Here is a 24,215-nt window from a genome sequence, read left to right as displayed (position 1 = left end):
GCCACGGCGCGGGCAACGATAATGACCGACCGCTGTGCCAGCCCTCCCGGCCGCAGCCCTGCACGAGATTCCATGGACGAGCCCCGCGACGCCGTCGCCAGCGCACCCGCGCCCGCCCACACCCCCATGATGGCGCAGTACCTCGCCATCAAGGCCGAGCACCCGAGCACGCTGGTGTTCTACCGGATGGGGGATTTCTACGAACTGTTCTACGCCGACGCGGAAAAGGCCGCCCGGCTGCTGGACATCACGCTCACCCGCCGCGGCAACTCCGCCGGCCAGCCGGTGCTGATGGCCGGCGTGCCCTTCCACTCGGTCGAGAGCTACCTGGCGCGCCTGATCCGCCTGGGCGAGTCGGTCGCGATCTGCGAGCAGGTCGGCGACGTCGGCGCCTCCAAGGGGCCGGTCGAGCGCAAGGTGGTGCGGGTGGTCACGCCCGGCACCCTGACCGACACCGAGCTGCTGGCCGACAAGTCCGAGGCCGTGCTGCTGGCCGTGCACCAGGGCTCGCGCCACCGCTGCGGCCTGGCCTGGCTGAGCGTCACGCAGGGCGCGCTGCAACTGGCCGAGTGCGCCGGCGACGAGCTGGAAGCCTGGATCGCCCGCATCGCACCCAGCGAGCTGCTGCACAGCACCGACGTCACCCCGGCTTTCACCCAGCGGCTGCAGGCGCTGCGCTTTTCGAGCAGCGTCTCGCTGACCGAGCGCCCCGGCTTCCAGTTCGACCCCGGCCTGGGCTTGCGCAAGCTACTGGAGCAGCTGAATGCCGCCACGCTCACCGCCTGGGGTGCCGACGAGCTGGTGCACGCCCATGCCGCGGCGTCGGCCCTGCTGGCCTACGCCGAGCACACCCAGGGCCGGGCGCTGTCGCACGTGCAAAGCCTGCAGGTGCAGCGCGACGACGAGCTGATCGACCTGCCGATCGCCACCCGCCGCAACCTGGAGCTGGTGCAGACCCTGCGCGGCGAGGACTCGCCGACCCTGTTCTCGCTGCTGGACACCTGCATGACTGGCATGGGCAGCCGCCTGCTCAAGTGCTGGCTGCTGGAGCCGCGGCGCGAACGCAGCCAGGCGCAGCAGCGGCTGGACGCCATCGAGGCGCTGCGCGGCGGCGCCTGGCAACGGCTGCGCGCCGAGCTCAAGGGCACGAGCGACGTCGAGCGCATCACCGCCCGCACCGCCCTGCGCCAGGTGCGCCCGCGCGAGCTGGTCGGCCTGCGGCTGTCGCTGGACAAGGCGGCGCAGCTCGCGCGCGCCCTCGAGGGCGGCACCGAACTGCTGGAGCGCCTGCGCGCCGAGCTGGTCCCGCCGCCTGGCTGCGCCGAGCGACTGGCGCACACCCTGCTGGACGAGCCGGCCGCGCTGGTGCGCGACGGCGGCGTGATCGCGCCCGGCCACGACGCCGAGCTGGACGAGCTGCGCGCCATCCAGGAGAACGCGGACGGCTTCCTCGTGCAACTGGAGCAGCGCGAGCGCGAGCGCACCGGCATCGCCAACCTCAAGGTGCAGTTCAACCGGGTGCACGGCTTCTACATCGAGGTCACCCAGGGCCAGCTGGACAAGGTGCCGGCCGACTACCGCCGCCGCCAGACCCTGAAGAACGCCGAGCGCTTCATCACGCCCGAGCTCAAGGCCTTCGAGGACAAGGCGCTGTCGGCGCAGGAGCGCGCCCTGGCGCGCGAGAAGTGGCTGTACGAGCAGCTGCTGGACGAGCTGCAGCCGCACGTGCCGGCGCTCACCCGCCTGGCGCGCGCCCTCGCCTCGCTGGACGCGCTGTGCGCGCTGGCCGAGCGCTCGCTGACGCTGAACTGGTGCCGCCCGCAGTTCATGAAGGAACCGGGCATCGAGATCACGCAAGGGCGCCACCCGGTGGTGGAAGCGCGGCTGGCCGAGACCAGCGGCGGCGCCTTCATCGCCAACGACACGCGGCTGGGTCCGCGGCAGCGCATGCAGGTCATCACCGGCCCCAACATGGGCGGCAAGAGCACCTACATGCGGCAGGTGGCGCTGGTCTGCCTGCTGGCGGCAATGGGCTCGTACGTGCCGGCGGCCGCCTGCCGGCTGGGCCCGATGGACGCGATTCACACCCGTATCGGCGCGGCCGACGACCTGGCCAACGCCCAGTCCACCTTCATGCTGGAGATGACCGAAGCGGCGCAGATCCTGCATGCCGCCACGCCGCAGAGCCTGGTGCTGATGGACGAGATCGGGCGCGGCACCTCCACCTTCGACGGGCTGGCGCTGGCCTCGGGCATCGCCGCCCACCTGCACGACAGGACCCAGGCCTACACGCTGTTCGCCACCCACTACTTCGAGCTGACCGAGTTCCCGGCCCGGCACCACGCCGCGGTCAACGTGCACGTCAGCGCGACCGAGAGCGGCAGCGACATCGTGTTCCTGCACGAGATCCAGCCGGGGCCGGCCAGCCGCAGCTACGGCATCCAGGTGGCGCGGCTGGCGGGCATGCCGGCGGCGGTGGTCAACCATGCGCGGCACGCCCTGGCCGCGCTGGAGAGCCAGCAGGAGCGCTCGCGCGAGCAGGTCGACCTGTTCGCGCCGCCGCCGCAGGCGGTCGAGCCAGGGCCCAGCCCGGTCGAAGCCGCCCTGTCGCAGCTCGATCCCGATACCATGAGCCCACGCGAGGCGCTCGATGCGCTGTACGCGCTCAAGAAGAAACTGGAGGCGCCATGACGTACTGCGTCGCCATCAAGCTTGACGCCGGGCTGGTATTCCTGTCGGACTCGCGCACCAACGCGGGCGTCGACCACATCAGCACCTTCCGCAAGATGACGGTCTATGAGCGGGCGGGCGACCGCTTCATGGTGCTGCAAAGCGCCGGCAACCTGTCGATCTCGCAGTCGGTGCGCGAGCTGCTGCCGGTCGAGCAGATCCGCGACGAAGGCGGCGAGCCGGTCACCATCTGGAACGCGCGCACCATGTTCGACGCCGCCCGCGTGCTGGGCCAGGCGGTGCGCCGCGTGCACGAGCGCGACGCCGAGGCGCTCAAGGCCGCCGGCGTGGAATTCAACGCCGCGATGATCTTCGGCGGCCAGATCCGCGGCGAAGGCATGCGGCTGTTCCAGGTCTATTCGGCCGGCAACTTCATCGAGGCCACCTGCGAGACGCCCTACTTCCAGGTCGGCGAGGCCAAGTACGGCAAGCCGGTGCTCGACCGCGTGGTGCGCCCCGGCATGCCGCTGGCCGAGGCCGCCAAGTGCGCGCTGGTGTCGATGGACTCGACCATGAAATCCAACCTGTCGGTGGGCCCGCCGCTGGACCTGGTGGTGTACGAGGTCGACAGCTTCCAGAGCGACAAGCTGGTCCACATCGACATGACCAACCCCTACTTCCGCATGCTGCATGCGAGCTGGGGCGAGAAGCTGCGCGAGATCTTCGATGCGCTGCCCGACCCGGTGTGGGACGAATCGCAAAGCGGCACGCCGCTGAAGGTGACCCAGCCCCGGCAGCGGCCGCTGGACAAGGTGACGGCGGGGTGAGGGCGGCTGCGTTGACCATCCACCCCCGGACGTCGCCATTCATCCCCTGATATCGTCATCCTCCGCGCAGGCGGAGGATCCACCGCAACGCGGGCGCGGGCGCCGCAGGCGCGTTGCGCCGGGCCTCTAGCTTCGCGGGGATGACACCCAAGAACAATGTCCCTGATCGTCTTCTCCCACGCCAACAGCTTTCCCGCCGCCACCTACGGCGTCCTCTTCAAGCACCTGCGCTCGCGCGGCTTCGTCGTCAAGGCGGTCGACAAGTTCGGCCACGACGAGCGCTACCCGGTCACCAGCAACTGGCCGCACCTGGTGCAGCAGCTGCACGACTTCGCCCAGCGCGAGGTGGACAAGGCGGGCGAGCCGGCCTTCCTGGTCGGCCACTCGCTGGGCGGCTTCCTGAGCGTGCTGTGCGCGGCGCGCCACCCGCAGCTGGCCCGCGGCGTGCTGCTGCTGGACTCACCCCTGCTGGGCGGCTGGAAGGCGACCGCCGTCGGCGCCGCCAAGCGGGCGCAGCTGGTCGGCTCGATCTCGCCGGGCCGAATCAGCCGCGCGCGCACCAACCGCTGGCCGACCCGCGCCGCCGCGTTCGAGCACTTCCGCCACAAGCGCGTGTTCGCCCAGTGGGACGAGCAGGTGCTGCACGACTACGTCAACCTGTGCACCCACGACGAGGACGGCGCGCGGGTCCTGAGCTTCGACCGCGCCATCGAGACCGCGATCTACAACACCCTGCCGCACAACCTGGCGCAGGTGCTGGGGCGGCATCCGCTGCGCTGCCCGGCCGCCTTCATCGGCGGCTGCCAGTCGCAGGAGTTGAAGCAGGTCGGGCTGGCGCTGACCGAGAAGATCACGCAGGGCCGGATGATGATGCTGGACGGCAGCCACCTGTTCCCGATGGAAAAGCCGCTGCCCACCGCGGCCGCCATCGAGGCCGCGCTGCGCTCACTGGAGCACGGGAGCTGAGGCGCGCCTCAGCCGTGCCACTCCACCCAGCCCATCGACGAGGTCAGCAGCACCAGCAGCCCGAAGGCGATGCGGTACCAGGCGAACGGCGTGAAGCTGTGGCTGGAGATGTAGCGCAGCAGCCAGCGCACGCAGACCCAGGCGCTCAGGAACGAGAACAGCAGCCCGACCCCGAACAGCGGCAGGTCCTGCAGCGACAGCAGGGCGCGCTCCTTGAACAGCATGTACACGCCGGCGCCGATCAGCGTCGGGATCGCCAGGTAGAACGAGAAGTCGGTGGCCGCCTTGCGCGACAGCCCGAGCAGCATGCCGCCGATGATGGTGGCGCCGCTGCGGCTGGTGCCGGGGATCATGGCCAGGCACTGGACCAGGCCGACCTTGACGGCATCCAGCGCGCTCATCTGGTCCACGTCCTCGATGCGCACGCTGGACTGCTGGCGCCGCTCGGCCCACAGGATCACCAGCCCGCCGAGGATGAAGGTGGTGGCGACCACGCCGGGGGTGAACAGGTGCGCCTTGATCGCCTTGCCCAGCAGCAGGCCGAACAGCACGGCGGGCGCGAAACCAATGGCGACGTTGAGGGTGAAGCGCTGCGCCTGCCGCTGGGTCGGCAGCGCGACGATGGTGGAGCGGATCTTCTGCCAGTAGACGATGATCACCGCCAGGATCGCGCCGGTCTGGATCGCGATGTCGAAGACCTTGGCCTTCTCGTCATCGAAGCCCAGCAGGGCGCCGGCCAGGATCAGGTGGCCGGTGCTGGAGATGGGCAGGAACTCGGTGAGCCCTTCCACCACCCCCATGACTGCGGCCTTGGCCAGCAGGACGACATCCACGCGCGCTCCCTTTCGGACGAAAGCGGGGGATTATCGTTGGGTCAGCCGTTGGAACGCGCGGACTGGCCCGATCGGCCCATCTTTGCGCCGGTGCCCCTTACCCCGCCCGCAGCGCCTCGCGCAGCTGCGCGGCGCAGATCTGCACCGCCGCGTTGGCCTCGTCGATCACCTTGCCCATGGTGATGAAGCCGTGGATCTGCCGCTCGAAGCTGACCAGCGCGGCCCGGTTGCCGTTCTCGCTGAGCTTCTGCGCATAGGCCACGCCCTCGTCGCGCAACGGGTCGAAGCCGGCGGTCAGCACCAGCGCCGGCGGCAGGCCGCGGTGGTTCTCGTGCAGCAGCGGCGACAGCCGCCAGTCCAGGTCATGGCCGGCCGGGCCCACGTACAGGTCGTGGAAGTAGGTGATCGTGTCCTTGGTGAGCAGGTAACCCTCGCCGTTGGTGGTGTGCGAGGGCCAGCCGCGGCGCTGGTCGGTGGCCGGGTAGATCAGCAGCTGCCAGGCGAGCGGCAGGCCCCCGGCGCCGGCGTCGCGCTCGGTCAGCGACACCACCGCCGCCAGGTTGCCGCCGGCGCTGTCTCCGCCCACGGCCAGGCGCGAGCCATCCAGCCCCAGGCTGCCGGCATTGGCGTGGATCCAGCGGGTGGCGGCGATGGCATCGTCCACCGCCGCCGGGAACGGGTGCTCGGGCGCCAGCCGGTAGTCCACCGCCACCACCGCGCAACCGGAGCCGTTGCAGAGCTGGCGGCACAGCACGTCGTGCGTGTCGAGGTTGCCGATCACCCAGCCGCCGCCGTGGTAGTACACCAGCACCGGCAGCGCCTGCCCGGCATCGCTGCCCGCCGGCCGGTACAGCCGCAACGCGATGTCGCCGGCCGGCCCGGGTGCAGCCAGGTTGCGCACCAGCCCGACGTCCGGGGGGTCCGGCTGCGTCACCGTGCGGCGCATCAGGTAGAACTCGCGCGCCTGCTGGTGCGACAGGGTGTGGGTGGGCGGAATGCCCTTTTCCACCAGCATTCGCAGCAGCATCTGGTCGGCCGGGTGCAGCATGGCTTCGCCTCCTGGTTGTCGGCTCGGCAAGTCTGACACAGGGGCTCGCGGCCCGGCGGTCCCATCGCGGCGAGCGACTTTCACCCCGCCGATCCGCATTTCGCTCCACGCCGCCTGCATTCCGTCGCAACCGGCTCGCGGGCCGGCGGCCCGGTCGGCACAGTGCGGCCATCGCGCCACCCACCGGAGCCCACCATGCAACTGACCCCCGTGATCGCCGTCCACATGACCGCCGCCCTCGGCGCCCTGGCCCTCGGCCCGGTCGCGCTGTGGGCGCGGCGCGGCCGCACCCAGCAACCCAGGCTGCACCGCGCCTTCGGCTACGCCTGGGTCACGCTGATGGTGGTGACCGCCCTCTCCGCCCTGTTCATCCGCGACACCCTGCTGCCCAACATCGCCGGCTTCACGCCCATCCACCTGCTGGTCCCGGTCACTCTGGTCGGCCTGTTCGGCGCCTTCTGGCAGCTGGCCCGCGGCAACGTGCGCGGCCACAAGACCACGATGCAGAACCTGTACTTCGGCGCCTGCGTCGTCGCCGGCGCCTTCACCCTGCTGCCGCATCGCTACCTGGGCCAGCTGCTGTGGAGCAGCGTCGGCCTGGCCTGATCCCCTGCCACCACGCCAGCCACGGAGAACGTCCATGCTTCTGCACATCGCCCTGCACCAGCCGCAGATGCTGGCCACCATCGGCGTGGAGATCGCGATGCAACCCGCGCTCGTTGCCGACAGCGGCTTCGCCTGGGCATCGCCACCGTCTACGGCATCTTCAACGGCCTGTTCGTCGGCCGCTTCCTGCGGCTGGAAGCTCACCCGCCCCACCGCCATCCCCGCCCTGTAACCCAACCCCTGGAGAAGACCATGAAAACCACCGAAAACACCTCGATCGAACGTCTCGCCCGCCGCCGCGCCGGCGCCAAGATGGGCTGGTACGTCCACGCGATGGTCTATACCGCCGTCAACCTGTTCCTCTTCGCGCTGGCCGCCACCGGCGAGCGCCAATGGGCGATCTTCCCGGCGCTGGGCTGGGGCGTCGGGCTGGCGGCGCACGGACTGGCGGTGTTCTTCGTCACCGGCGGCGGCGGGCTGTACCAGAGCCTGCTCGATCGCGAGCGCTCGCGCCTGCAGGTGCAGCGCGACCCCTGGTAAGCCGCGCGGGCCCACCCCTAGAATGCCCTCGCACATGAGCGCCCCCATGACCGACGAAGAGATCGACCGCCTGGCCCGCCGGCGCGCCGGCGCCAAGCTGGGCTGGTACATCCACGCCACGGTGTACCTCGCGGTCAACCTGTTCCTGCTCGCGATCTCCGATCAGGGCTGGGGCACGCGCCGCTGGACCTGGTTCCCGCCGCTGGGCTGGGGTCTCGGCTTGACCCTGCACGGCATCAGCGTGTTCGTGCTGGGCGCCGGCAGCGGCCTGCGCGAGCGGCTCGAGCGCCGCGAGCGCGAGCGGCTGCAGCGCGAACGCCAGCGCCCATGAAGCTGGACGGCGTCGCCAAGCTGCAGCACCTGCTGCAGGCCGTGGCGTTCTGCCTGGCGGTGGCCGCGGTGCAGGTCGGCTTCAACCCCGACCAGAGCTGGGGCCCGCCGCTGGTCTATTCGCTGTGCATCGGCCTGATCGTCTGGGCCATCGTCGACCTGGGCCGGCACCTGCTGCCCTCGGCGCAGGACACCGGCTGGCCGACCGGCGCGGCCGGGCTGGTGCTGGTGGCCGGCGGCATCGTCGCCGGCTTCCTGCTCGGCACGCTGCTGGCCGACCAGCTCTGCCGCGCCTGGGGCCTGTACGGCCCCGGCCCCCTGCCCTCCCGGTCGCATGCCTTGCGCTCCTCGGTGCTGGTCACTCTGGTCGCCAGCGTGACCGGTTGCTACTACTTCTACAGCCGCGCCCGCAGCGCCTGGCTGGAACACCGCATGGGCGAAGTCGAGCGGCAGGCCGACGACGCGCGCCTGAAGCTGCTGGAGACCCAGCTCGAGCCGCACATGCTGTTCAACACGCTGGCCAACCTGCGCGCGCTGATCGGCGTCGATCCGCAGCGGGCCCAGCAGATGCTCGACCACATGATCGCGTACCTGCGCTCGACGCTGGACGCCTCGCGGGCCACCACCCACCCGCTGCAGGCCGAGTTCGACCGCCTGCGCGACTACCTGGAGCTGATGGCGATCCGCATGGGCCCGCGGCTGTCATACCGGCTGGCGCTGCCCGCGGAGCTGGCGCAGCGGCCGGTGCCGACGCTGCTGCTGCAGCCGCTGGTGGAGAACGCCATCCGCCACGGGCTGGAGCCGCAGGTGGCCGGCGGCCGGCTGGAGGTGTCGGCCCGGCAGGAAGGCGCCGAGCTGGTGCTGGAGGTGCTGGACACCGGCGTCGGCCCGGCGGCGGCGTCCACGCCCGGCAGCGGCTTCGGACTGACTCAGGTGCGCGAGCGCCTGGCCACGTTGTACGGCGCTGCCGGCCGCGTGCAGTTGCAAGCCGCGCAGCCGCAAGGCACGCTGGTGTCCGTCCGCCTGCCCGCCGCTGCCGCATGAACGCCACCGCCCTGATCGCCGAAGACGAGCCGCTGCTGGCGCAAGCGCTGCAGGCGGAGCTGGCCCGCGCCTGGCCGGAGCTGCGCATCGTGGCGGTCGTGGGCGACGGCGCGTCGGCGGTTCGCGAGGCGCTGGCGCAGCGCCCCGGCGTGCTGTTCTTCGACATCCGCATGCCGGGCCTGGACGGGCTGGACGCTGCCGCGCAGCTGGCCGACGAGTGGCCGGCCGATGCGCCGTTCCCGGCGCTGGTGTTCGTCACCGCCTACGACCAGTACGCCGTGCAGGCGTTCGAAGCCCAGGCGGTGGACTACCTGCTCAAGCCGGTGCAACCGGCGCGGCTGGCGCGCACCGTCGCCAAGCTCCAGGAAGAGCTGGCCCGGCGCACGGGCAACACCGGCAGCGCGGTCGGGCTGGACGCGGCGGTCGAGCAACTGCGGCACCTGCTGGCCGCGCCGCCCGCTGCGCCAGCTGCCCCGGCGGCGCCGCTGAAGATGATCCAGGCCGGCGTCGGCAGTGGCATCCGCATGGTGCCCGTCCCGGAGGTGCTGGCCTTCGAGGCCGCCGACAAGTACGTGCGGGTGCTGACCGCCGGCCACGAGTACCTGATCCGCACGCCGCTCAAGGACCTGCAGCCGCAACTGGACGCCGCCGAGTTCTGGCAGGTGCACCGGGGCACCGTGGTGCGTGCCGCCGCCATCGAGGCCGTCACGCGCGACGAGGCCGGCAAGCTGCACCTGAGCCTGCGCGGCCGGCCCGAGCGCTGGGCGGTCAGCCGCCTGTACGCCCACCTGTTCAGGGCGATGTAGTCATAAATGCGGTCCCGTCCTACAGCCGCAACGGTGGGGCCGCGGTTTACTACGCCCAACGGTTTGCGGCGGCTGGCCAGGCCAGCCCCGCCATGGAAATCACCCCGACTCCTCTGAGTCCCCTCCTCCTCCGGGGTGAGCTGGTCCGGCCCTCCGTCCCGCGACTGGCAAGTTGCCCCCAGGCCCCAAGCCTGGGGGCTCTTTTTTAGGTTGTTCCAAGAGTCTGGGGGCAGCGTCCGAGCCCCGCTGGCACCAGGTGCCGAACAGTGCCCTTGGCCGGTCACTCCAAGGGAATGTTCCGTGCCTTGATCAGCTGCTGCCAGCCCTGCGTTTCGCTCCGGATGAACTTGCCAAAGTCAGCAGGCGAGCCCAGCACCAGTTCGAATCCCTGCTCCCGCAGCTTGTTGCCCACCTCGGCGGAATTGGCCGCCTTCTTCAACTGCTCGTTCCAGAAGCGGATGATGTCCGCAGGCGTGCCTGCGGGGGCCAGCAGACCTACCCAACCGTAAGCCTCGAAGTCCTTGATCCCCTGCTCGGCGGCAGTGGGCAGGTCCGGGAAGGCCACGCTGCGCGCAGCACTGGCCTGGCCCAGCGCCTTGGTCTTGCCGGCCCGCACCAGGCTCTGCGCGTAGGGCGCCGTGCCCCACATGATCTGGATCTGCCCGGCCATCAGGTCGGTTTGCGCCGGCGCTCCGCCCTTGTAGGGGATATGCGTCGTCTTGATGCCGGCCTTCATGTTGAACATCTCTGCCGTGAGATGGCTTGCGCTGCCGGGGCCGACCGACCCGTAGTTGATGGCGTCGGGCTGCGCCTTGGCGTACTTGACCAGCTCGCCCAGCGAATTCACCGGAACCTTCTCGTTCGCCACCGCGACCATCGGCGCCCGGGCGATCAGCGAGATGGGCGCGAAGTCCTTCTCGTTGTCATAGGCCAGCTTCTTGTAGACCAGCGGATTGATGGCGTGCGTGTCGAGCACCATCAGCAGCGTGTAGCCGTCGGCCGGCGACTGGGCCGCCGCGGCCGCCCCCACCGAACCGCCCGCGCCGCCGCGGTTGTCGATGACGATGCTCTGCTTGATCTCGGCGCCGATGGCCGTCATCAGCGTGCGGGCGATGCCATCAACCAGGCCACCGGCCGGGAACGGCACGATGACCTTGACCGGCCGGTTCGGGTAGCCGGCCGACTGGGCCAGCGCAGCCTGGGAGGCGCCCAGGCCGATGCAGGCGCCGACGGCGGCGGCAAGGAACCGAAGGCGATGGCGGAAAGGATTCATGCTCATGTCTGTCTCCTGTTGTGGTGAAAAAAGGGGGTGGTCGTGAAAAGGGGGGGCCTACGCGTAGCCGTGGGCACGGTCCACCTCCACGGCGCCGGCGGCGCGCGTCGGCGGCAGCCCGTAGCCGCCGCCGCCGGGGGTGCGCAGGGTGACTTCGTCGCCGGGCTGCAGCACGTGCTGCCGGCGGGCATCGATCGGCTGGCCGTTGATCAGGACGGCCCCGCAGGCGCCCGCTTCGCCCCCGTCCAGCCCGGGCGCCGCCTGGCGCAGGCGTTCGGCCAGGAACACGACCGACAGCGGCCCGCTGTGGCGGCTGACGAAACAAATCTCCTGCCCCAGGCCGCCGCGGAACCGGCCGGCGCCGCCGGACCCGGGGATGAGCCGCTTGTGCCGGAACTCGAACGGCCCGTCGCGCTCGGCCACTTCGATGGGTGTCGGCGAGATGTTGCTCGGCCAGGACGTCGTGCTGTTGCCGTCCTTCAGCGCGGTGGCCCCCATCCCGCCGTTGTAGAAGAACACCGTGGCGAACGGCCGCCCGTCCGCGCGCGTGCCGCTCATGTTGACGATCCACAGCGGCGAGCCCACTCCGGCCATCACCCGCTCCGGCAGGATGGCGTGCAGGGCACCGAAGATGACGCTGGGCACGTAGTGACCGGTGCAGGCGCGGCCGCCGACGGCCGCCGGGTACGTGGGATTGAGCAGCGAGCCCTCGGGCGCGCGCACCCGGATCGGCCGGAACAGGCCCTCGTTGTTCGGCAACTCGGGCAGCAGCAGGCTCTTGAGGGCGTAGATGCTCATGGCATTCGTGTACGCCAGCACGCAGTTGATGCCGCGCGGCTGCTGCGCCGAGGTGCCCTCGAAGTCACAGACGATCTCGCCGCCGCGAATGGTCACTTTCACCCGGTACGTGAAGAAGGACTCGAAGCCGTCCGTCTCCATCGTGTACTCGTACTCCCCTTCCGGCAGCTGGGCGATGGCGCGGCGCATCGCCGCCTCGCTGCGGTCGAACAGCGCGCCGGCGATCGGCGCGATGTCCTCGATGCCGTACTCGCCCATCACCTCGTTGAGTCGGGCGTCGACCAGCTCGACGGCGCCGACCTGCGACCAGACGTCGCCGATGGTCTGCTCGGGCGTGCGCACGTTGGTCCGCAGCAGCCCCAGCAGCGTCTCGTCGGGCTGGCCCTGCCGCAGCAGCGGCATCATGGGGATGTGGAATCCCTCTTCGAACAGCTCGCGGGCCTCGACCGAGCGGATGCGGCCGCCGATGTCGGGCATGTGGGCGGCGGTGGCCGCGAAGGCGACCAGGCGGCCGCCGTGGAAGACCGGCTTGACGAAGCAGAAGTCGTTGAGGTGGCCGGTGCCGTGCCAGGGGTTGTTGGTGATGTAGACGTCGCCGGGCTGCATCGCGTCCACGCCGATCCGGTCGATCGCATGCCGCACGGTGGCGGGCAGCGTCCCGATGAACGAGGGCACGCTGCCGCTGTTCTCGATGATCGAGCGGCCGCCGGCGTCGGTCAGCACCACGGCAAAGTCGTTGGCCTCCGACGAGAGCGTGGAGAACGAGGTGCGCACGATCAGCTTGGCTGCCTCGTCCACGATGGAGCGAACCCGGGTCCAGAAGACTTCCAGGAAGATGGGGTCCAGCGGCATGTCCGCCGGACGCTGGTTGTTGTCGATGCTCATTTCGCTGCCTCTTCGAGGTCGATCACCAGGTTGCCGCTGGCCATGCGGGTCAGGCGGCCGCAGGGCCCGACCACCAGGGTGGAATCGGGGTCCTCGACCAGCAGGGGGCCGGCGAGCGCCACGCCCAGGGGGATGTCCTCTCGCCGGTAGATCGGGGTGTCCAGGTAGGCGCCGGCTTCCGCGAAGAACACCGGGCGCTGGCCGTGGGGCTGGCCGCCGCTGCCGGCGGCCACCGGCGACGGCTGGAAGGTTTGCTGCGGCATGGCGCTGGCACTGACGCGCAGGCTGACCAGCTCCACCGGCACGTCCGGCGGCGTGCGGCCGAACTTGCGGCGGTAGCCCGCCTCGAACGATTCCTTCAGCGCGCGGCGCACCGCCTCGGGGTCGCTGCCGCCGCCGGTGTACGGCGCCGGCGGCAGGTCCACCGTCAGGGTGAAGCCCTGGCCGACGAAGCGCCCGTCGGCCTGCCGCTTGACGGCGACCGGGCCGAAGCCCGGCTCCAGCGGGCGCAGGCTGGCGACGGCCTCGGCCTCCAGTTCGGCGAAGTCACGCTCGAGCTCCTCGAGCCTGCCGGTGTCCGGCCGGAACCCGACCGTGCGCGATCGGTCCGAGCGCGCTGGCGACAGCAGCAGCCCCACCGCCGACGCCACGCCCGCCGACGCCGGAACGACCAGCTTGCGCACCCCGATCTTGCGGGCGACGGCGTACCCGTGCAGCGGGCCGCCGCCGCCGGTGCAGACCATCACGAAGTCGCGCGGATCGTGGCCGCGTTCGGCCACGTGCAGGCGGGCCGCCGCCGCCATGTTCTCGGCGACGATCTCATGGACGCCGCGCGCCGCCTCGTGCGGCGCCAGCCCGAGCGAGGCCCCGAGCTGGGCCAGCGCGCCCTGCGCGCGCGCCACGTCGATGCGCATGCTGCCGCCGGCGAAGTAATCCGGGTTGAGGTAGCCGAGCACCAGGTTGGCATCGGTCACCGTGGCGTGTTCGCCGCCCCGGCCGTAGCACGCCGGCCCCGGCTCGGAGCCGGCGCTCTGCGGGCCGACCTTGAGCAACTGCATGTCGTCGGCCCGGGCCAGGCTGCCGCCGCCGGCGCCGATCTCGATGAGGTCGACCGTGGTGATCCGGATCGGGATCCCGCTGCCTTCGGCGAAGCGCTTGCGCCGGGCCGCTTCGAACCCGTGGGCGACGGCCGGCCGGCCCTGCTCCACCAGGGCCAGCTTGGCGGTGGTGCCGCCCATGTCGAAGGCCAGCAGGTCCCGCTGGCCGTCGCGCGCGCCCGACCAGGCGGCGGAGATCGCTCCCGCGGCCGGCCCCGACTCCAGCAGCTCGATCGGCTTCTTGCGGGCCTGCGACACGGAGCACAGGCCGCCGTTGGACAGCATCATCAGCACGCCGGTGTCGATGCCCAGCTCGGCGACGCGGGTCTCCAGAACGCTGAGGTAGCGGTGGGCAATCGGCTGCACGCAGGCGTTGGCCGCCGTCGTGCAGACCCGGTCGTATTCGCGGATCTCCGGCGCGATCTCGCTCGACAGGCTCAGGCTGAGCTGCGGGAACGCCTCCCGCACCCAGGCCGCTACTTGGCGCTCGTGCACCGGGTTGCCGTACGAGTGCAGCAGGCAGATCGCCAGGGAGGCGACGCCACGCGTGACCAGCCGGTCGACGGCGGCCAGCACCTCCTCGCGCGAGACCGGTTCGAGTTCGCGCCCGCCGGCGTCGAGCCGGCCGCCGATCTCCTCGCGCAGGTTGCGCGGCACCAGCGAGGGCGCGCCCTCGATCTGGACGTCGTAGAGGTCGTAGCGGCGCTCGCGCCCGATCTCGATGATGTCGCGAAATCCCCGGGTGCACAGCAGGCCGGTGGGCACCCCCTTGCCTTCGATCAGCGCGTTGGTGAACAGCGTGGTGGCGTGGACCAGGCGCAGCACCTGGCCCGGCTCGATGCCGGCCTGGGCGAACAGGGATTTCACCCCGCTCACCACGGCGATGCTGGGGTCGGAGTAGGTCGTCAGGACCTTGCGCGAGTGGACGAGGCCGCTTCGGTAGTCGAGGGCGACGACGTCGGTGAACGTGCCACCGATGTCGGTGCCTATGGCAATGTGCTTCATGGGAGCAGGCGGGACAGGATTGCTTGGAAAACCGGCTTGATCAGGGATGGAAATCGCCGTGCCGGGCGAAGTAGGGGATGAGGCCGCCGGCCTGGAGGATGGCGGCCATGATGGGCGGCAGCTGGGATGCGGCGCGCTCTTGCCCGTCGCGATGCAATTGCAGGGTCAGCCTGCCGTCTGCCTCGACGATCGAGAGCGCGTCGCCCTCGCGGATGCCCGAGGTGTCGGCGACCACGGGCAGCAGCCCGTTGTTCACCGCGTTGCGGAAATAGGTGCGCGAGAAGCTGCGCGCGATGACCGCGGGAATCCCGGCGCCGATGACCACCGTGGCGGCGACCTCCATCGCCGAGCCGCAGCCGAAGTTCTCGCCGGCCACCAGGACGTCGCCGGGTTGCACGGTCGCCGCGAACTGCGGATCCAGGTCCTCCAGCAGGTAGCGCGACAGCTCCTTCGGGTCGAGGCTGTCCCGCTTGCGGCGCGAGGAGATGATGTAGTCGGTGTTGACGTGGTCGCCGAGCACGCGGGCGCGCAGGCGGTTCAGGTTCCTCATGGCGCGGCGCCCTCCAGCGCGACAAGGCTGCCCTCGGCGGCGGCCGCCGCGCAGGCGGCGGGGGAAGCCAGCCAGATCGACGCCTTGGGATTGCCCATGCGGCCGATGAAGTTGCGGTTGGCCGTCGACACCACGGTCTGGCCGTCGGCCGGAATCGTGCCGCAGGTGCCGCAGCACGAGCCGCAGCCGGGCACGCCCAGCGTTGCGCCCATGGCGCGGAACTGCGCCAGCTCGCCGCCGGCTTCGAGTTCCTGCTCGACCTCCCGCGATGCCGGCGTCACCACCAGCTGGACGCCCTGGCGCACGCCGCCGCGCGCTTGCAGCACCGCCAGCGCCTCGCGCAGGTCCTTGGCGCGCCCGCCCGTGCAGGTTCCGAGGTAGACCATGTGAACCGGGACGGCCCCGGCATCGCGCAGCGGACCCACGAGATCCGGCTGGTGGGGACGGGCGACCAGCGGCTCCATGCTGGACAGGTCGACCCGGACCGAGCCGGCATAGCTGGCGCCGGGGTCCGCCGCCACCGGCGCCGCGGCGCGGCGCACCGGCCGGCCCTCCAGGTAGCCCAGCGTCCGCGCGTCGCACGGGAACACGCCGGCCTTGGCGCCCATCTCGACCACCATGTTGCTGATCACCAGCCGGTCGGCCATGTCCAGCGCCGCGACGCCCGGACCGGTGAACTCCAGCACCTGGTAACGGGCCCCGTCGCCGCCGAAGCGGCGCAGCAGCTCCAGTGCCACGTCCTTGGCCGCCGCTGGCGCGCGCAGGGCGCCGGTCAGCTCGACGCGAATGGTCTCTGGCACCTTCAGCCACGCCTTCCCGCTGGCCATGGCGACGGCCAGGTCGGACGAGCCGATGCCGGTGCCGAACGCGTTGAGCGCGCCGTAGGTCACGGCGTGGCTGTCCGCGCCCAGCACCAGCGCGCCGGGCGTGACGTAGCCCTGCTCCACCATCAGCTGGTGCCCGATGCCTTCGCCGACCTCCCAGACGCGGATGCCGCGCTCCCGCGCGAACGCCCGCGCCACGTCCTGCAGCGCCTGGGACTTGGGCGTGGGCGCCGGCGCGTAGTGGTCCAGCGCGAACACGATGCGGTCCGGCTCGGCGACCGTTGCCCGCTCGCCCAGCTGGCCGAAATAGTCGATGGCCATCGGCACCGATCCGTCGGTCCCCATCACGGCGTCGATGCGGCAGATCGCGATATCGCCGGCCCTCAGGGTCGCCCCGGCCTTGGCCGAGAGGATCTTCTCCGCGATGGTCTGCTTCACCCCTGCAGCGGCCATGTCAACGCAACTCGCTGCAAAAGCGCTGGATGCGGTCGCAGGCCTGCTCCAGCTGCTCCACCCCGGTGGCGTAGGAGATCCGGAAGTGTCCCGCCAGGCCGAAGGCGGACCCGTGCACCACGCCGACCCCGGCCTCCTCCAGCAGCGCCAGCGCGAAGTCTTCATCGGTGGCCAGCGCCCGGCCCGACGGCGTGGTCCGGCCCAGCAGTTCCTGGCACGAGGGAAAGATGTAGAAGGCGCCGTCCGGGCGGTGGCAGTGCAGGCCGGGCACGGCTTGCAGCCGCTGCAGGACCCGGTCGCGGCGCTGGACGAAGCTGGCGCGGCTGGCGTCCAGGAAGTCCTGCGGACCGGTGAGCGCCTCCAGCGCCGCCCATTGCGCGATGACGCAGGCCCCGGAGGTGAAGTGGCCCTGGACCTTGGCCATCGCGGAGATCAGCGCGGCCGGACCGCCGGCGTAGCCGATGCGCCAGCCGGTCATGGCGTAGGCCTTGGAGACGCCGTTCACCGTCAGCGTGCGCTCGTGCAGCGCGGGCTCCACCTGGGCCATCGTGGCGAAGCGCAGGTCCCCATAGAGCAGGTGCTCGTAGATGTCGTCCGCCAGGATCCACACCTGCGGGTGCCGCAGCAGCACGTCGGCCAGCGCCCGGATCTCGTCGCGCGAGTAGGCCGCGCCCGAGGGGTTGCTGGGCGAGTTGAAGACCAGCCACTTGGTGCGCGGCGTGATCGCCGCCTCCAGCGCCTGGGGCGTGAGCTTGAAGCCGGTCGCGGCCGAGGACGGCACCGGCACCGGAGTGGCGCCGAACAGGGTGACGAGCTCCGGATACGACACCCAGTAGGGCACCGGAACGAGGACTTCGTCGCCCGGGTTGAGCGTGGCCAGCAGCGCGTTGGCGATGACCTGCTTGCCGCCGGTGCAGACGATGGTTTCCTGCGGCTTGTACGGCAGTTCGTTGTCGCGCCGGAACTTGTCGGCGACCGCCTCGCGCAGCGGCACGATCCCGGCGGTGGGCGGGTAGCGGTTCTCGCCCCGGTCGATGGCGGCGCGCGCCGCGGCGCGGATGTTCTGCGGCGTCTCGAAATCCGGCTGCCCCTGGGTCAGCGAGATGATGCTGCGGCCCTGGGCCTTCAGCTGGTTGCCCTTCTCGGTCAGGCCGCCGGTGGGCGAAGCCTTGATGCGGGAAAGGCTGTGTGCGACGAGCGTCATGGGCTTTAAACTCCCGCGCAGCCGCGCTCGCGCAGCGCCTTGTCCACCCAGCTGCGATCGACCGTCCCGGCACGGGTGGCCTGCAGCACGCGGGCTTCCCGCTCGAGGGTCGCCTGGACGCCGCGGTAGACGGTTTCGGTGGCGTCGAACGGAATCGCCAGCACGCCGTCGTCGTCGCCGATCACCAGGTCACCGGGTGCGACGACCATGCCCTCGATCGAGATCGGCGCGTTGATCTCACCGGGCCCGTCCTTGTAGGGCCCGCGGTGCGTGACGCCGGCGGCGAACACCGGCAGGCTGCCGGCGCGGATGGCCGCCAGGTCGCGGACGGCGCCGTGGATCACGATGCCGCCGACGCGCTTGGACTCGGCGTACGCCAGCATCAGTTCGCCGATCAGGGCGTTCGTGAGGTCGCCCGCCGCGTCGACGACGATCACGTCGCCGGGCTGCGCCATGTCCAGCGCCTTGTGCACCATCAGGTTGTCGCCAGGGCGCGTCCTCACGGTCAGAGCCGGGCCCGCCATCGGCCCCCCCGCGTGCAGCGGCCGCAGCCGGGCGCCCGCATGGGACAGCCGGGCCATGTTGTCACTGGCGTTGGCGACCGCCACGGTCCTGAACTTCTCGATGGTTTCGGCGCTGACCGAGCGTGTGCGGCTGTGAACCGCGAACCCATACGACATGGCTTTCCTGATCTCTTCAATAAATCGACACCGGCGAGTATCCGAAGAGAGTCCAGGAGAAAAAAGCGATTAATCGCGATCTGAAAACATGAAGAAAATTCGTGTTTCGGATGGCTAGGCCGCGCGCGGCCCCGCTCGCCAGCTCACCGGCTCGTGGTGTTCCGCGGCCGCCGGCCGGGGGTGTCCCACTGCGGCTTGGCGAAGCTGCAGATCGACTGCGCCATCGCCGCCACCCGGGTGCTGAACGACACCGGACCGTCGCGCAGGTAGAGGGCGCAGTAGGGAATCTCGGGCAGGTTCTCGTCGCTCTCGATGACGCGCAGCCGCCCGGCCTCGACGTGTTCCATGAAGAACTCGCTGGGCAGGAAGCTGATGCCGAAGCCGCCGATGGTCAGCGCGCTCAGCGCCACCAGGCTGTTACCGGCGTACAGGCGGCGCAGGGTCAGGTCGCGCTCGCGGAACCAGCGCTCCAGGCCCATGTCGACGCCCGAGCGCTCGATCTGCATCAGGATCGGGTAGCGGGCGATCTCGGCCAGCGCCAGCCGGGGCGGGCCGTCGTACAGGCTCGGGCTGCACATCCAGGACAGCCGCAGGTTGCGCAGCGGCGTGGACAGCATGCTGCTTTCGTTGAACACCGACGGCACGACGACCAGATCGAGCGCGCCCCGGCCCAGTTTCTCGTAGAGATTGGCGCTCAGGTCGATTTCCGGCTGCACCTCCACGTGCGGGTACTGGGCGCGCAGCAGCTTCACCAGGCGCGGCAGCCAGGTCAGGGCAATGAGCTCGGTCACGCCGATGCGGAACTGGCGGATGGTCACGGCCTCGCGGCCGGCGGCGGCCAGCAGGCGTTCGCGGGCGTTGAGCAGCTCTTCTCCGAGGGCCACGATCTCCCGGGCCTTCTCGGTCAGGCGCGCGGTGCGCCGGGTGCGGTCGAACAGCGCGACGCCCAGGATGTCTTCCAGTTCCGCGATCCGCTTGGAGATCGCCGACTGGGTCGTGTGCAGCCGGTCGGCCGCGGCCGCAAAGGAGCCGCTGCGGGCCACCCAGTGGAGGGCCTCGATCTGCTTGAACGTCAGCATGGGAAGGCACCCGGTGCGCGCGCGGCGGCCGGGGTACAGCTGGCAAGGAAGCTCACGCTCTTGCCAGGGCGGGACAGGAACTCATCGTTCCGATGATCGAGCATTCCGCGCGATCGTCAAGTACGGGAAAACTTCTCACCAGTCGGCCCCCGCCGTCGCGGCCCTTCGGACCCGGTTCCTTGCTACGCGCCCTGACCGCAAGGTTGGGTCGGGTAGGGGCCGTCCTACCGTCGCCGCTGAAGCGTTCGGGCACGCCCGCTGCATTCGACTGGGTACGGTGCCGCCATGCGGGCCACCTTCGTGGCCTGCGCCTCAAAGCACAGCATGGCCCGCCACGATTCCCGTCCCTCAGCCGACACCGAGCGCAAGCGCGACGGCGCCCCCAATGGGAAGCCAGCGGGCGCCGCCAACCAGGTTCGCCACGGCGGCTACGGCATGGACAGCATCCGGCGAAACCTGCGGGCACAACTGGAGCAACGCCGCCTGGGGCTCTCGCCTTGGGATGACGACGAGCCCGGCAGCAATCCGCGGCCGAGGAAGACCTGACCGCCCCTGCCAAACCTGCCGGTTGCGCCGCGCGCGCCCAAAAAAAACCCCGCGGCGCAGAGCGCACGCGGGGGACCTTGGAGAAAACCTGTTTACGGCGTTTGTGTCGCGTCAGCGATCAGCGCCAGTGGCCATGGCCGTGACCATGACCGTGGCCACGGTGCTTGCGGTGGCGATGGCCGTCCCACTGGCTGCGCGGAGCCCAGCCATTGCGATAGACGACGACCGGCGCCGGCTGCGCGTAATAGATGCCGCCCGGGTAGGCCACCTGCGGCTGCGTATAGATCACCTGCGGCTGGGTGTAGACCACCGGCGGCACGATGACCGGCGCGGGCGGCGCCACCACCACCGGCGCCGGTGGGCGGTGGTTGCCGACCCCCACGTGGACGCCCGGCGCCGCGTGCACGCCAACCGACCAGTACACGTCCTTGGCTTGCGCCGTGCCCAGCGCGGCGAACGCCAGACCGCCCAGCAGGGCCGCCTTGCCGATGAGGGAACGGGTGGAAGTCATGGAAATCTCCTGTTGAGGGTTCTTGCGGCGCCGACAGCACACCGCCTGTGCGTATTTAACGCTGGCTGAGCTCCCCTGACTACGCCGGTCCGGTCAAGAGCGTTGCCAGACGTAACCCAGGGCAGCCCGGGTAACCCGAAGGTGCCACCTAGAATCGGCTCCGATATGACCTCTTCCGCCGAGAAAGACAGCGCCAGCGCCAAGCCCAGCCATTTCCTGCGCCAGATCATCGAGCGCGACCTCGAACAGGGCACGTACTCGCAGCGGCACTGGGCCGGCCAGCCGGGTGATGCAGCCACGCAACAGGCAGGGCCGCTGGACCCTGCGCGCATCCGCACCCGCTTTCCGCCCGAGCCCAACGGCTACCTGCACGTCGGCCACGCCAAGAGCATCTGCCTGAATTTCGGGCTGGCACGCGACTACGGCGGCATCTGCCACCTGCGCTTCGACGACACCAACCCCGAGAAGGAGGAAGTGGAGTACGTCGAATCGATCAAGGACTCGGTGCGCTGGCTCGGTTTCGACTGGGATGCGCAGGGCACCAGCCACCTGTACCACGCCAGCGACTACTTCGACTTCATGTACCGCGCCGCCGAGTACCTGATCGGCGCCGGCCTGGCCTATGTGGACGAGCAGACGCCCGAGCAGATGCGCGCCAACCGCGGCGACTTCAGCAAGCCGGGCGTGGACAGCCCGTTTCGCACCCGCAGCGTCGACGAGAACCTGCAGCGCTTCCGCGAAATGCGCGACGGCAAGCTGCCGGACGGCGCCGCCGTGCTGCGGGCCAGGATCGACATGGCCAGCCCCAACATCAACCTGCGGGACCCGGCCCTCTACCGCATCAAGCACGCCGAGCACCACAACACCGGCGACAAGTGGTGCATCTACCCGATGTACACCTTCGCGCACCCCATCGAGGACGCGCTGGAGAACATCACCCACAGCTTCTGCACGCTGGAGTTCGAGGACCAGCGCCCGTTCTACGACTGGCTGCTGGACCGCCTGAGCGAAGGCGGCCTGATCAACACGCCGCACCCGCGCCAGTACGAATTCGCGCGGCTGAACCTGACCTACGTGGTCACCAGCAAGCGCAAGCTCAAGCAGCTGGTCGACGAAGGCCACGTGAGCGGCTGGGACGACCCGCGCATGCCCACCATCGTCGGTCTGCGCCGGCGCGGCTACACGCCCGAATCGCTGCAGCTGTTCGCCGAGCGCATCGGCGTCACCAAGGACTACAGCTGGATCGATTACGGCGCACTGGAAGCCGCGCTGCGCGACGACCTGGACCCCAAGGCCGCCCGCGCCATGGCGGTGCTGGACCCGGTGAAGCTGGTGATCGAGAACTGGGGTGAAGTGATGGGCAGCGACGACCAGCTCGATGCCTGCAGCGCACCGGTGCACCCGCACGACGAATCGCGCGGCCGCCGCCAGTTCATGTTCGGCCGCGAGCTGTGGATCGAGCGCAGCGACTACGAGGAAACGCCGCCCAAGGGCTTCTTCCGCCTGTTCCCGGGCAACAAGGTGCGCCTGAAGTACGGCCACGTGGTGGAGTGCATCGGCGCGGACAGGGATGCGAACGGCGCCATCACGCAGGTGCGCGCGCGCCTGCTCCCCGACACCAAGAGCGGCACGCCGGGGGCGGACGCGGTGAAGGTGAAGGGCAACATCACCTGGGTCGGCGTGGCCGATGGCCTGCAGGCCGAAGTTCGCCTGTACGACCGCCTGTTCTCCGTGCCGCAGCCGGGGACGGGGGACAAGGACTTCCTGGAGGAGATCAACCCGGATTCGCTGAAGGTAGTGATTGCCTATGTGGAGCCGTCACTGCGCGAGGTGAAGGGGGATGAGAAGTTTCAGTTCGAGCGGCACGGGTATTTCGTGGCGGATCGGGTGGAGCATCGGGCGGGAGACGGTAAGCCGGTGTTCAGCCGGGTGACCGGATTGAAGGACAGCTGGGCGAAGTAGCTTCGAGCGACCCTGGCTGAGAGTCCGCCGGTGTTGCTCCGGCTGAAGCGGGGTTCGCGCTCCAGCTGTCTGACGTCCGCTTCTGGGTCCCGAAGCAGCCCTGGACGCGGCTCGAAGCGCCCGCCTTCGCCGCCGGTATCCATTCACTTGCCATTCACGCGGCCAGCTGGCGGCGACGCATCGCCGCCCTCACCCCGCAGGCGGACTTGCTGGTCGTTCTCGCCCTTGCGCACTTCCACGAGCGCCTCCATGCCCTTGAGCATCCCCGAGAAGGTCGTAAAACCGTGTTCAGTCACGTCGAAGGTGGAATCCAGGCGCTTGACCATGGGCAACACCTCCGCTTTGTTGACCCAGGGTTCGCCGTGCTTTTCCGCGAGCAGCCGCAACGCGCGGCGCACCAGGTCGACGTGGCTGCCGGTGGGCGACTCCACAGGGGCGGCGACCGCGCCGGGCCCATCGACCTGCGGTTCACCTTCGGGGGCTGCGGCGGCCGACTGGTCGGCCACCGTGGCGCCGGCCTCAGGTCCCACCGGGGCGACCGTGGCGACTGCGTCCCTGACTTCCACCAGGTTCTCGTAGTAGCGGAACTCATGGCAGCTCTTGGCCCAGTGCCGGTTCGTCGCCTTGCGCGTGCCCACGCCGATCAACGTGCGGCCGGCGGCCTTGATCTTTTGCGACACCGGCATGAAGTCGCTGTCGCCGCCCACGATGATGACGGTCCCGATGTGGGCGAAGCGGCCGATGTCCTCGGTGGCGTCCAGACACAGCTTGATGTCCGCGCCGTTCTTGGCTGCGCCGCCCGGCGGGAACAGCTGAATGAGCTCCACGGCGTTCTGCAGCAGCGCGTCCCGGTAGCGGCCGTAGAACTGCCAGTTGCAATAGGCGCGATTGATGGCGATCGGCCCGAAGGAGGCCGCCAGGTCGACCAGGGCCTGGACATTCACGAGCGGCTCCTGCGGCCGGAAGCGCGCATCGGGGTTGCGATAGGAGCCCGGCTCCCGTTCATCGCACAGCCCAGCATGGATGTTCTCGAAATCCCAGTACAGGGCAACAGTTCGGCCTTCGGCCGAGTCGTTCTTGGACATGGTCCCTCTCCTGGCTGGATGGTACCCAGCGGCGCCGGCGCTGATTCTATGGAGCAGCAGGTGGCCCGCCGATGACCAGGTCAGCGCTTGGTCGGAACGAAAAAAAACCGGCTGAGCCGGTTCTTCGTTGGAAGCGACTGTGGTCAGTAACGGCCACCGCCGTAGCCGCCGTTGCCGTAGCCAACGTCAGCTCGCGTGGTTGCCTTGAAACAGTCCGCACCGTAGCCACCCGAACCACGGCTCTCTTCACGAGGGCGGGCCAGGTTCACGACGATCGAGCGTCCATCCACGGACATGCCGTCCAGCGCTTTGATGGCGGCCTGGGCGACGTCCGCAGACGCCATTTCCACAAAACCGAAGCCCTTGGAGCGGCCGGTTTCGCGGTCCATCATGACCTTGGCGGAGGCAACGCCGCCGAACTCGGAAAAATTGCTTCGCAGGGTCGAATCGGTCACGGAGTAGGGCAGGTTGCCCACGTAGATTTTGCTGCTCATGGAAGAGCCTTTCTCAATGATGGCGCGCAAGGGCGCACCGTGGGGAGCGGGTGTGCGGAACGGGATTCCGGCGCAACGGGGAAGGCTGGCGTGGATCTG

24 protein-coding genes are annotated in these 24,215 nt (G+C 70.1%); 11 read left to right on the top strand and 13 right to left on the bottom strand.

Annotation, left to right across the window (positions count from 1 at the left end):
• Positions 1-72 precede the first annotated feature (72 nt).
• The 3 genes from mutS to PE066_RS18540 all read left to right on the top strand — a co-directional run bounded on the left by mutS (position 73) and on the right by PE066_RS18540 (position 4,463).
• Entirely contained in the window at positions 73-2,691 is a 2,619-nt protein-coding gene (gene mutS, locus PE066_RS18550; protein ID WP_271234010.1) for a DNA mismatch repair protein MutS, read from the top strand.
• Complete coding sequence (locus PE066_RS18545) at positions 2,688-3,497, top strand: proteasome-type protease (protein WP_271234009.1); 810 nt, start codon at positions 2,688-2,690, stop codon at positions 3,495-3,497. The genes mutS and PE066_RS18545 overlap by 4 nt, the downstream gene beginning before the upstream one ends.
• 156 nt (positions 3,498-3,653) lie before the next feature.
• On the top strand, positions 3,654-4,463 hold the full coding sequence (locus PE066_RS18540) for an alpha/beta hydrolase (RefSeq protein ID WP_271234008.1): 810 nt from the start codon (positions 3,654-3,656) through the stop codon (positions 4,461-4,463).
• A gap of 8 nt (positions 4,464-4,471) precedes the next feature.
• On the opposite strand, the gene PE066_RS18535 is transcribed toward PE066_RS18540, so the two are convergent.
• Together PE066_RS18535 and PE066_RS18530 are read right to left on the bottom strand one after the other, a co-directional pair.
• Entirely contained in the window at positions 4,472-5,296 is an 825-nt protein-coding gene (locus tag PE066_RS18535; RefSeq protein ID WP_271234007.1) for an undecaprenyl-diphosphate phosphatase, read from the bottom strand.
• A 97-nt stretch (positions 5,297-5,393) separates the two neighbouring features.
• Entirely contained in the window at positions 5,394-6,344 is a 951-nt protein-coding gene (locus tag PE066_RS18530) for an alpha/beta hydrolase (protein WP_271234006.1), read from the bottom strand.
• 195 nt (positions 6,345-6,539) lie between these two features.
• Here PE066_RS18530 and PE066_RS18525 point away from each other — a divergent pair, with 195 nt between their 5' ends.
• From PE066_RS18525 to PE066_RS18500, 6 genes are read left to right on the top strand one after another with little or no spacing between them, the layout of a single operon-like run.
• Complete coding sequence (locus PE066_RS18525; RefSeq protein ID WP_271234005.1) at positions 6,540-6,950, top strand: DUF2306 domain-containing protein; 411 nt, start codon at positions 6,540-6,542, stop codon at positions 6,948-6,950.
• Between the two features lie 34 nt (positions 6,951-6,984).
• A complete protein-coding gene (locus PE066_RS18520) occupies positions 6,985-7,182 on the top strand; it encodes a hypothetical protein (RefSeq protein WP_271234004.1) in 198 nt (65 codons plus the stop codon).
• Positions 7,183-7,202: 20 nt separating this feature from the next.
• The gene (locus PE066_RS18515) at positions 7,203-7,490 is read left to right on the top strand and encodes a 2TM domain-containing protein (RefSeq protein WP_271234003.1); all 288 of its coding nucleotides are present in this window, start codon (positions 7,203-7,205) and stop codon (positions 7,488-7,490) included.
• A 46-nt stretch (positions 7,491-7,536) separates the two neighbouring features.
• Positions 7,537-7,821 carry a 2TM domain-containing protein gene (locus PE066_RS18510; RefSeq protein ID WP_336298439.1) on the top strand — a complete coding sequence of 95 codons (285 nt, stop codon included), beginning with the start codon at positions 7,537-7,539 and terminating at the stop codon, positions 7,819-7,821.
• Complete coding sequence (locus tag PE066_RS18505) at positions 7,818-8,864, top strand: sensor histidine kinase (RefSeq protein WP_271234001.1); 1,047 nt, start codon at positions 7,818-7,820, stop codon at positions 8,862-8,864. Before PE066_RS18510 ends, PE066_RS18505 begins: the two co-directional genes overlap by 4 nt.
• Entirely contained in the window at positions 8,861-9,670 is an 810-nt protein-coding gene (locus PE066_RS18500; RefSeq protein WP_271234000.1) for a LytR/AlgR family response regulator transcription factor, read from the top strand. Before PE066_RS18505 ends, PE066_RS18500 begins: the two co-directional genes overlap by 4 nt.
• A gap of 280 nt (positions 9,671-9,950) precedes the next feature.
• On the opposite strand, the gene PE066_RS18495 is transcribed toward PE066_RS18500, so the two are convergent.
• From PE066_RS18495 to PE066_RS18460, 8 genes are all read right to left on the bottom strand, one after another.
• The gene (locus PE066_RS18495) at positions 9,951-10,949 is read right to left on the bottom strand and encodes a tripartite tricarboxylate transporter substrate binding protein (protein WP_271233999.1); all 999 of its coding nucleotides are present in this window, start codon (positions 10,947-10,949) and stop codon (positions 9,951-9,953) included.
• 51 nt (positions 10,950-11,000) lie between these two features.
• Positions 11,001-12,626: a hydantoinase B/oxoprolinase family protein gene (locus PE066_RS18490; protein ID WP_271233998.1), complete on the bottom strand. Its 1,626-nt coding sequence runs from the start codon at positions 12,624-12,626 to the stop codon at positions 11,001-11,003.
• Positions 12,623-14,728, bottom strand: a complete 2,106-nt coding sequence (locus PE066_RS18485) for a hydantoinase/oxoprolinase family protein (protein ID WP_271233997.1) — start codon at positions 14,726-14,728, stop codon at positions 12,623-12,625. Before PE066_RS18485 ends, PE066_RS18490 begins: the two co-directional genes overlap by 4 nt.
• 40 nt (positions 14,729-14,768) lie before the next feature.
• Positions 14,769-15,278, bottom strand: coding sequence for a LeuD/DmdB family oxidoreductase small subunit (locus PE066_RS18480; protein WP_271233996.1), 510 nt, complete (start codon positions 15,276-15,278; stop codon positions 14,769-14,771).
• A complete protein-coding gene (locus PE066_RS18475) occupies positions 15,275-16,540 on the bottom strand; it encodes a 3-isopropylmalate dehydratase large subunit (protein ID WP_271233995.1) in 1,266 nt (421 codons plus the stop codon). The genes PE066_RS18480 and PE066_RS18475 overlap by 4 nt, the downstream gene beginning before the upstream one ends.
• Before the next feature lie 16 nt (positions 16,541-16,556).
• On the bottom strand, positions 16,557-17,759 hold the full coding sequence (locus tag PE066_RS18470) for a pyridoxal phosphate-dependent aminotransferase (protein ID WP_271233994.1): 1,203 nt from the start codon (positions 17,757-17,759) through the stop codon (positions 16,557-16,559).
• A gap of 5 nt (positions 17,760-17,764) precedes the next feature.
• Entirely contained in the window at positions 17,765-18,439 is a 675-nt protein-coding gene (locus tag PE066_RS18465; protein WP_271233993.1) for an RraA family protein, read from the bottom strand.
• Positions 18,440-18,582: 143 nt separating this feature from the next.
• A complete protein-coding gene (locus tag PE066_RS18460) occupies positions 18,583-19,518 on the bottom strand; it encodes a LysR family transcriptional regulator (RefSeq protein ID WP_271233992.1) in 936 nt (311 codons plus the stop codon).
• Between the two features lie 285 nt (positions 19,519-19,803).
• On the opposite strand from PE066_RS18460, the gene PE066_RS18455 reads away from it, so the two are divergent.
• Positions 19,804-20,064: a hypothetical protein gene (locus PE066_RS18455; protein ID WP_271233991.1), complete on the top strand. Its 261-nt coding sequence runs from the start codon at positions 19,804-19,806 to the stop codon at positions 20,062-20,064.
• 118 nt (positions 20,065-20,182) lie between these two features.
• On the opposite strand, the gene PE066_RS18450 is transcribed toward PE066_RS18455, so the two are convergent.
• Positions 20,183-20,575: a hypothetical protein gene (locus PE066_RS18450; protein WP_271233990.1), complete on the bottom strand. Its 393-nt coding sequence runs from the start codon at positions 20,573-20,575 to the stop codon at positions 20,183-20,185.
• A 165-nt stretch (positions 20,576-20,740) separates the two neighbouring features.
• Here PE066_RS18450 and PE066_RS18445 point away from each other — a divergent pair, with 165 nt between their 5' ends.
• A complete protein-coding gene (locus PE066_RS18445) occupies positions 20,741-22,537 on the top strand; it encodes a glutamine--tRNA ligase/YqeY domain fusion protein (protein WP_271233989.1) in 1,797 nt (598 codons plus the stop codon).
• 143 nt (positions 22,538-22,680) lie between these two features.
• Here PE066_RS18445 and PE066_RS18440 read toward each other — a convergent pair whose 3' ends face one another.
• Positions 22,681-23,622 carry an NYN domain-containing protein gene (locus PE066_RS18440; protein WP_271233988.1) on the bottom strand — a complete coding sequence of 314 codons (942 nt, stop codon included), beginning with the start codon at positions 23,620-23,622 and terminating at the stop codon, positions 22,681-22,683.
• A 143-nt stretch (positions 23,623-23,765) separates the two neighbouring features.
• On the bottom strand, positions 23,766-24,116 hold the full coding sequence (locus PE066_RS18435; protein ID WP_271233987.1) for an RNA recognition motif domain-containing protein: 351 nt from the start codon (positions 24,114-24,116) through the stop codon (positions 23,766-23,768).
• Between the last annotated feature and the right edge of the window lie 99 nt (positions 24,117-24,215).

The organism is Ramlibacter tataouinensis (genome assembly GCF_027941915.1).
GTDB lineage: Bacteria > Pseudomonadota > Gammaproteobacteria > Burkholderiales > Burkholderiaceae_C > Ramlibacter > Ramlibacter tataouinensis_C.
This window is presented reverse-complemented; position numbering and strand designations above follow the sequence as displayed.

Bases quoted from the DNA above. Each gene is read 5' to 3' on its own strand.
- PE066_RS18485 (WP_271233997.1), bottom strand. From the start codon at position 14,728: ATGAAGCACATTGCCATAGGCACCGACATCGGTGGCACGTTCACCGAC.
- PE066_RS18505 (WP_271234001.1), top strand. From the start codon at position 7,818: ATGAAGCTGGACGGCGTCGCCAAGCTGCAGCACCTGCTGCAGGCCGTG.
- PE066_RS18500 (WP_271234000.1), top strand. From the start codon at position 8,861: ATGAACGCCACCGCCCTGATCGCCGAAGACGAGCCGCTGCTGGCGCAA.
- PE066_RS18435 (WP_271233987.1), bottom strand. From the start codon at position 24,116: ATGAGCAGCAAAATCTACGTGGGCAACCTGCCCTACTCCGTGACCGAT.
- PE066_RS18450 (WP_271233990.1), bottom strand. From the start codon at position 20,575: ATGACTTCCACCCGTTCCCTCATCGGCAAGGCGGCCCTGCTGGGCGGT.
- mutS (WP_271234010.1), top strand. From the start codon at position 73: ATGGACGAGCCCCGCGACGCCGTCGCCAGCGCACCCGCGCCCGCCCAC.
- PE066_RS18515 (WP_271234003.1), top strand. From the start codon at position 7,203: ATGAAAACCACCGAAAACACCTCGATCGAACGTCTCGCCCGCCGCCGC.
- PE066_RS18480 (WP_271233996.1), bottom strand. From the start codon at position 15,278: ATGAGGAACCTGAACCGCCTGCGCGCCCGCGTGCTCGGCGACCACGTC.
- PE066_RS18540 (WP_271234008.1), top strand. From the start codon at position 3,654: ATGTCCCTGATCGTCTTCTCCCACGCCAACAGCTTTCCCGCCGCCACC.
- PE066_RS18465 (WP_271233993.1), bottom strand. From the start codon at position 18,439: ATGTCGTATGGGTTCGCGGTTCACAGCCGCACACGCTCGGTCAGCGCC.
- PE066_RS18495 (WP_271233999.1), bottom strand. From the start codon at position 10,949: ATGAGCATGAATCCTTTCCGCCATCGCCTTCGGTTCCTTGCCGCCGCC.
- PE066_RS18510 (WP_336298439.1), top strand. From the start codon at position 7,537: ATGACCGACGAAGAGATCGACCGCCTGGCCCGCCGGCGCGCCGGCGCC.
- PE066_RS18545 (WP_271234009.1), top strand. From the start codon at position 2,688: ATGACGTACTGCGTCGCCATCAAGCTTGACGCCGGGCTGGTATTCCTG.
- PE066_RS18455 (WP_271233991.1), top strand. From the start codon at position 19,804: ATGCGGGCCACCTTCGTGGCCTGCGCCTCAAAGCACAGCATGGCCCGC.
- PE066_RS18530 (WP_271234006.1), bottom strand. From the start codon at position 6,344: ATGCTGCACCCGGCCGACCAGATGCTGCTGCGAATGCTGGTGGAAAAG.
- PE066_RS18445 (WP_271233989.1), top strand. From the start codon at position 20,741: ATGACCTCTTCCGCCGAGAAAGACAGCGCCAGCGCCAAGCCCAGCCAT.
- PE066_RS18525 (WP_271234005.1), top strand. From the start codon at position 6,540: ATGCAACTGACCCCCGTGATCGCCGTCCACATGACCGCCGCCCTCGGC.
- PE066_RS18490 (WP_271233998.1), bottom strand. From the start codon at position 12,626: ATGAGCATCGACAACAACCAGCGTCCGGCGGACATGCCGCTGGACCCC.
- PE066_RS18460 (WP_271233992.1), bottom strand. From the start codon at position 19,518: ATGCTGACGTTCAAGCAGATCGAGGCCCTCCACTGGGTGGCCCGCAGC.
- PE066_RS18440 (WP_271233988.1), bottom strand. From the start codon at position 23,622: ATGTCCAAGAACGACTCGGCCGAAGGCCGAACTGTTGCCCTGTACTGG.
- PE066_RS18470 (WP_271233994.1), bottom strand. From the start codon at position 17,759: ATGACGCTCGTCGCACACAGCCTTTCCCGCATCAAGGCTTCGCCCACC.
- PE066_RS18520 (WP_271234004.1), top strand. From the start codon at position 6,985: ATGCTTCTGCACATCGCCCTGCACCAGCCGCAGATGCTGGCCACCATC.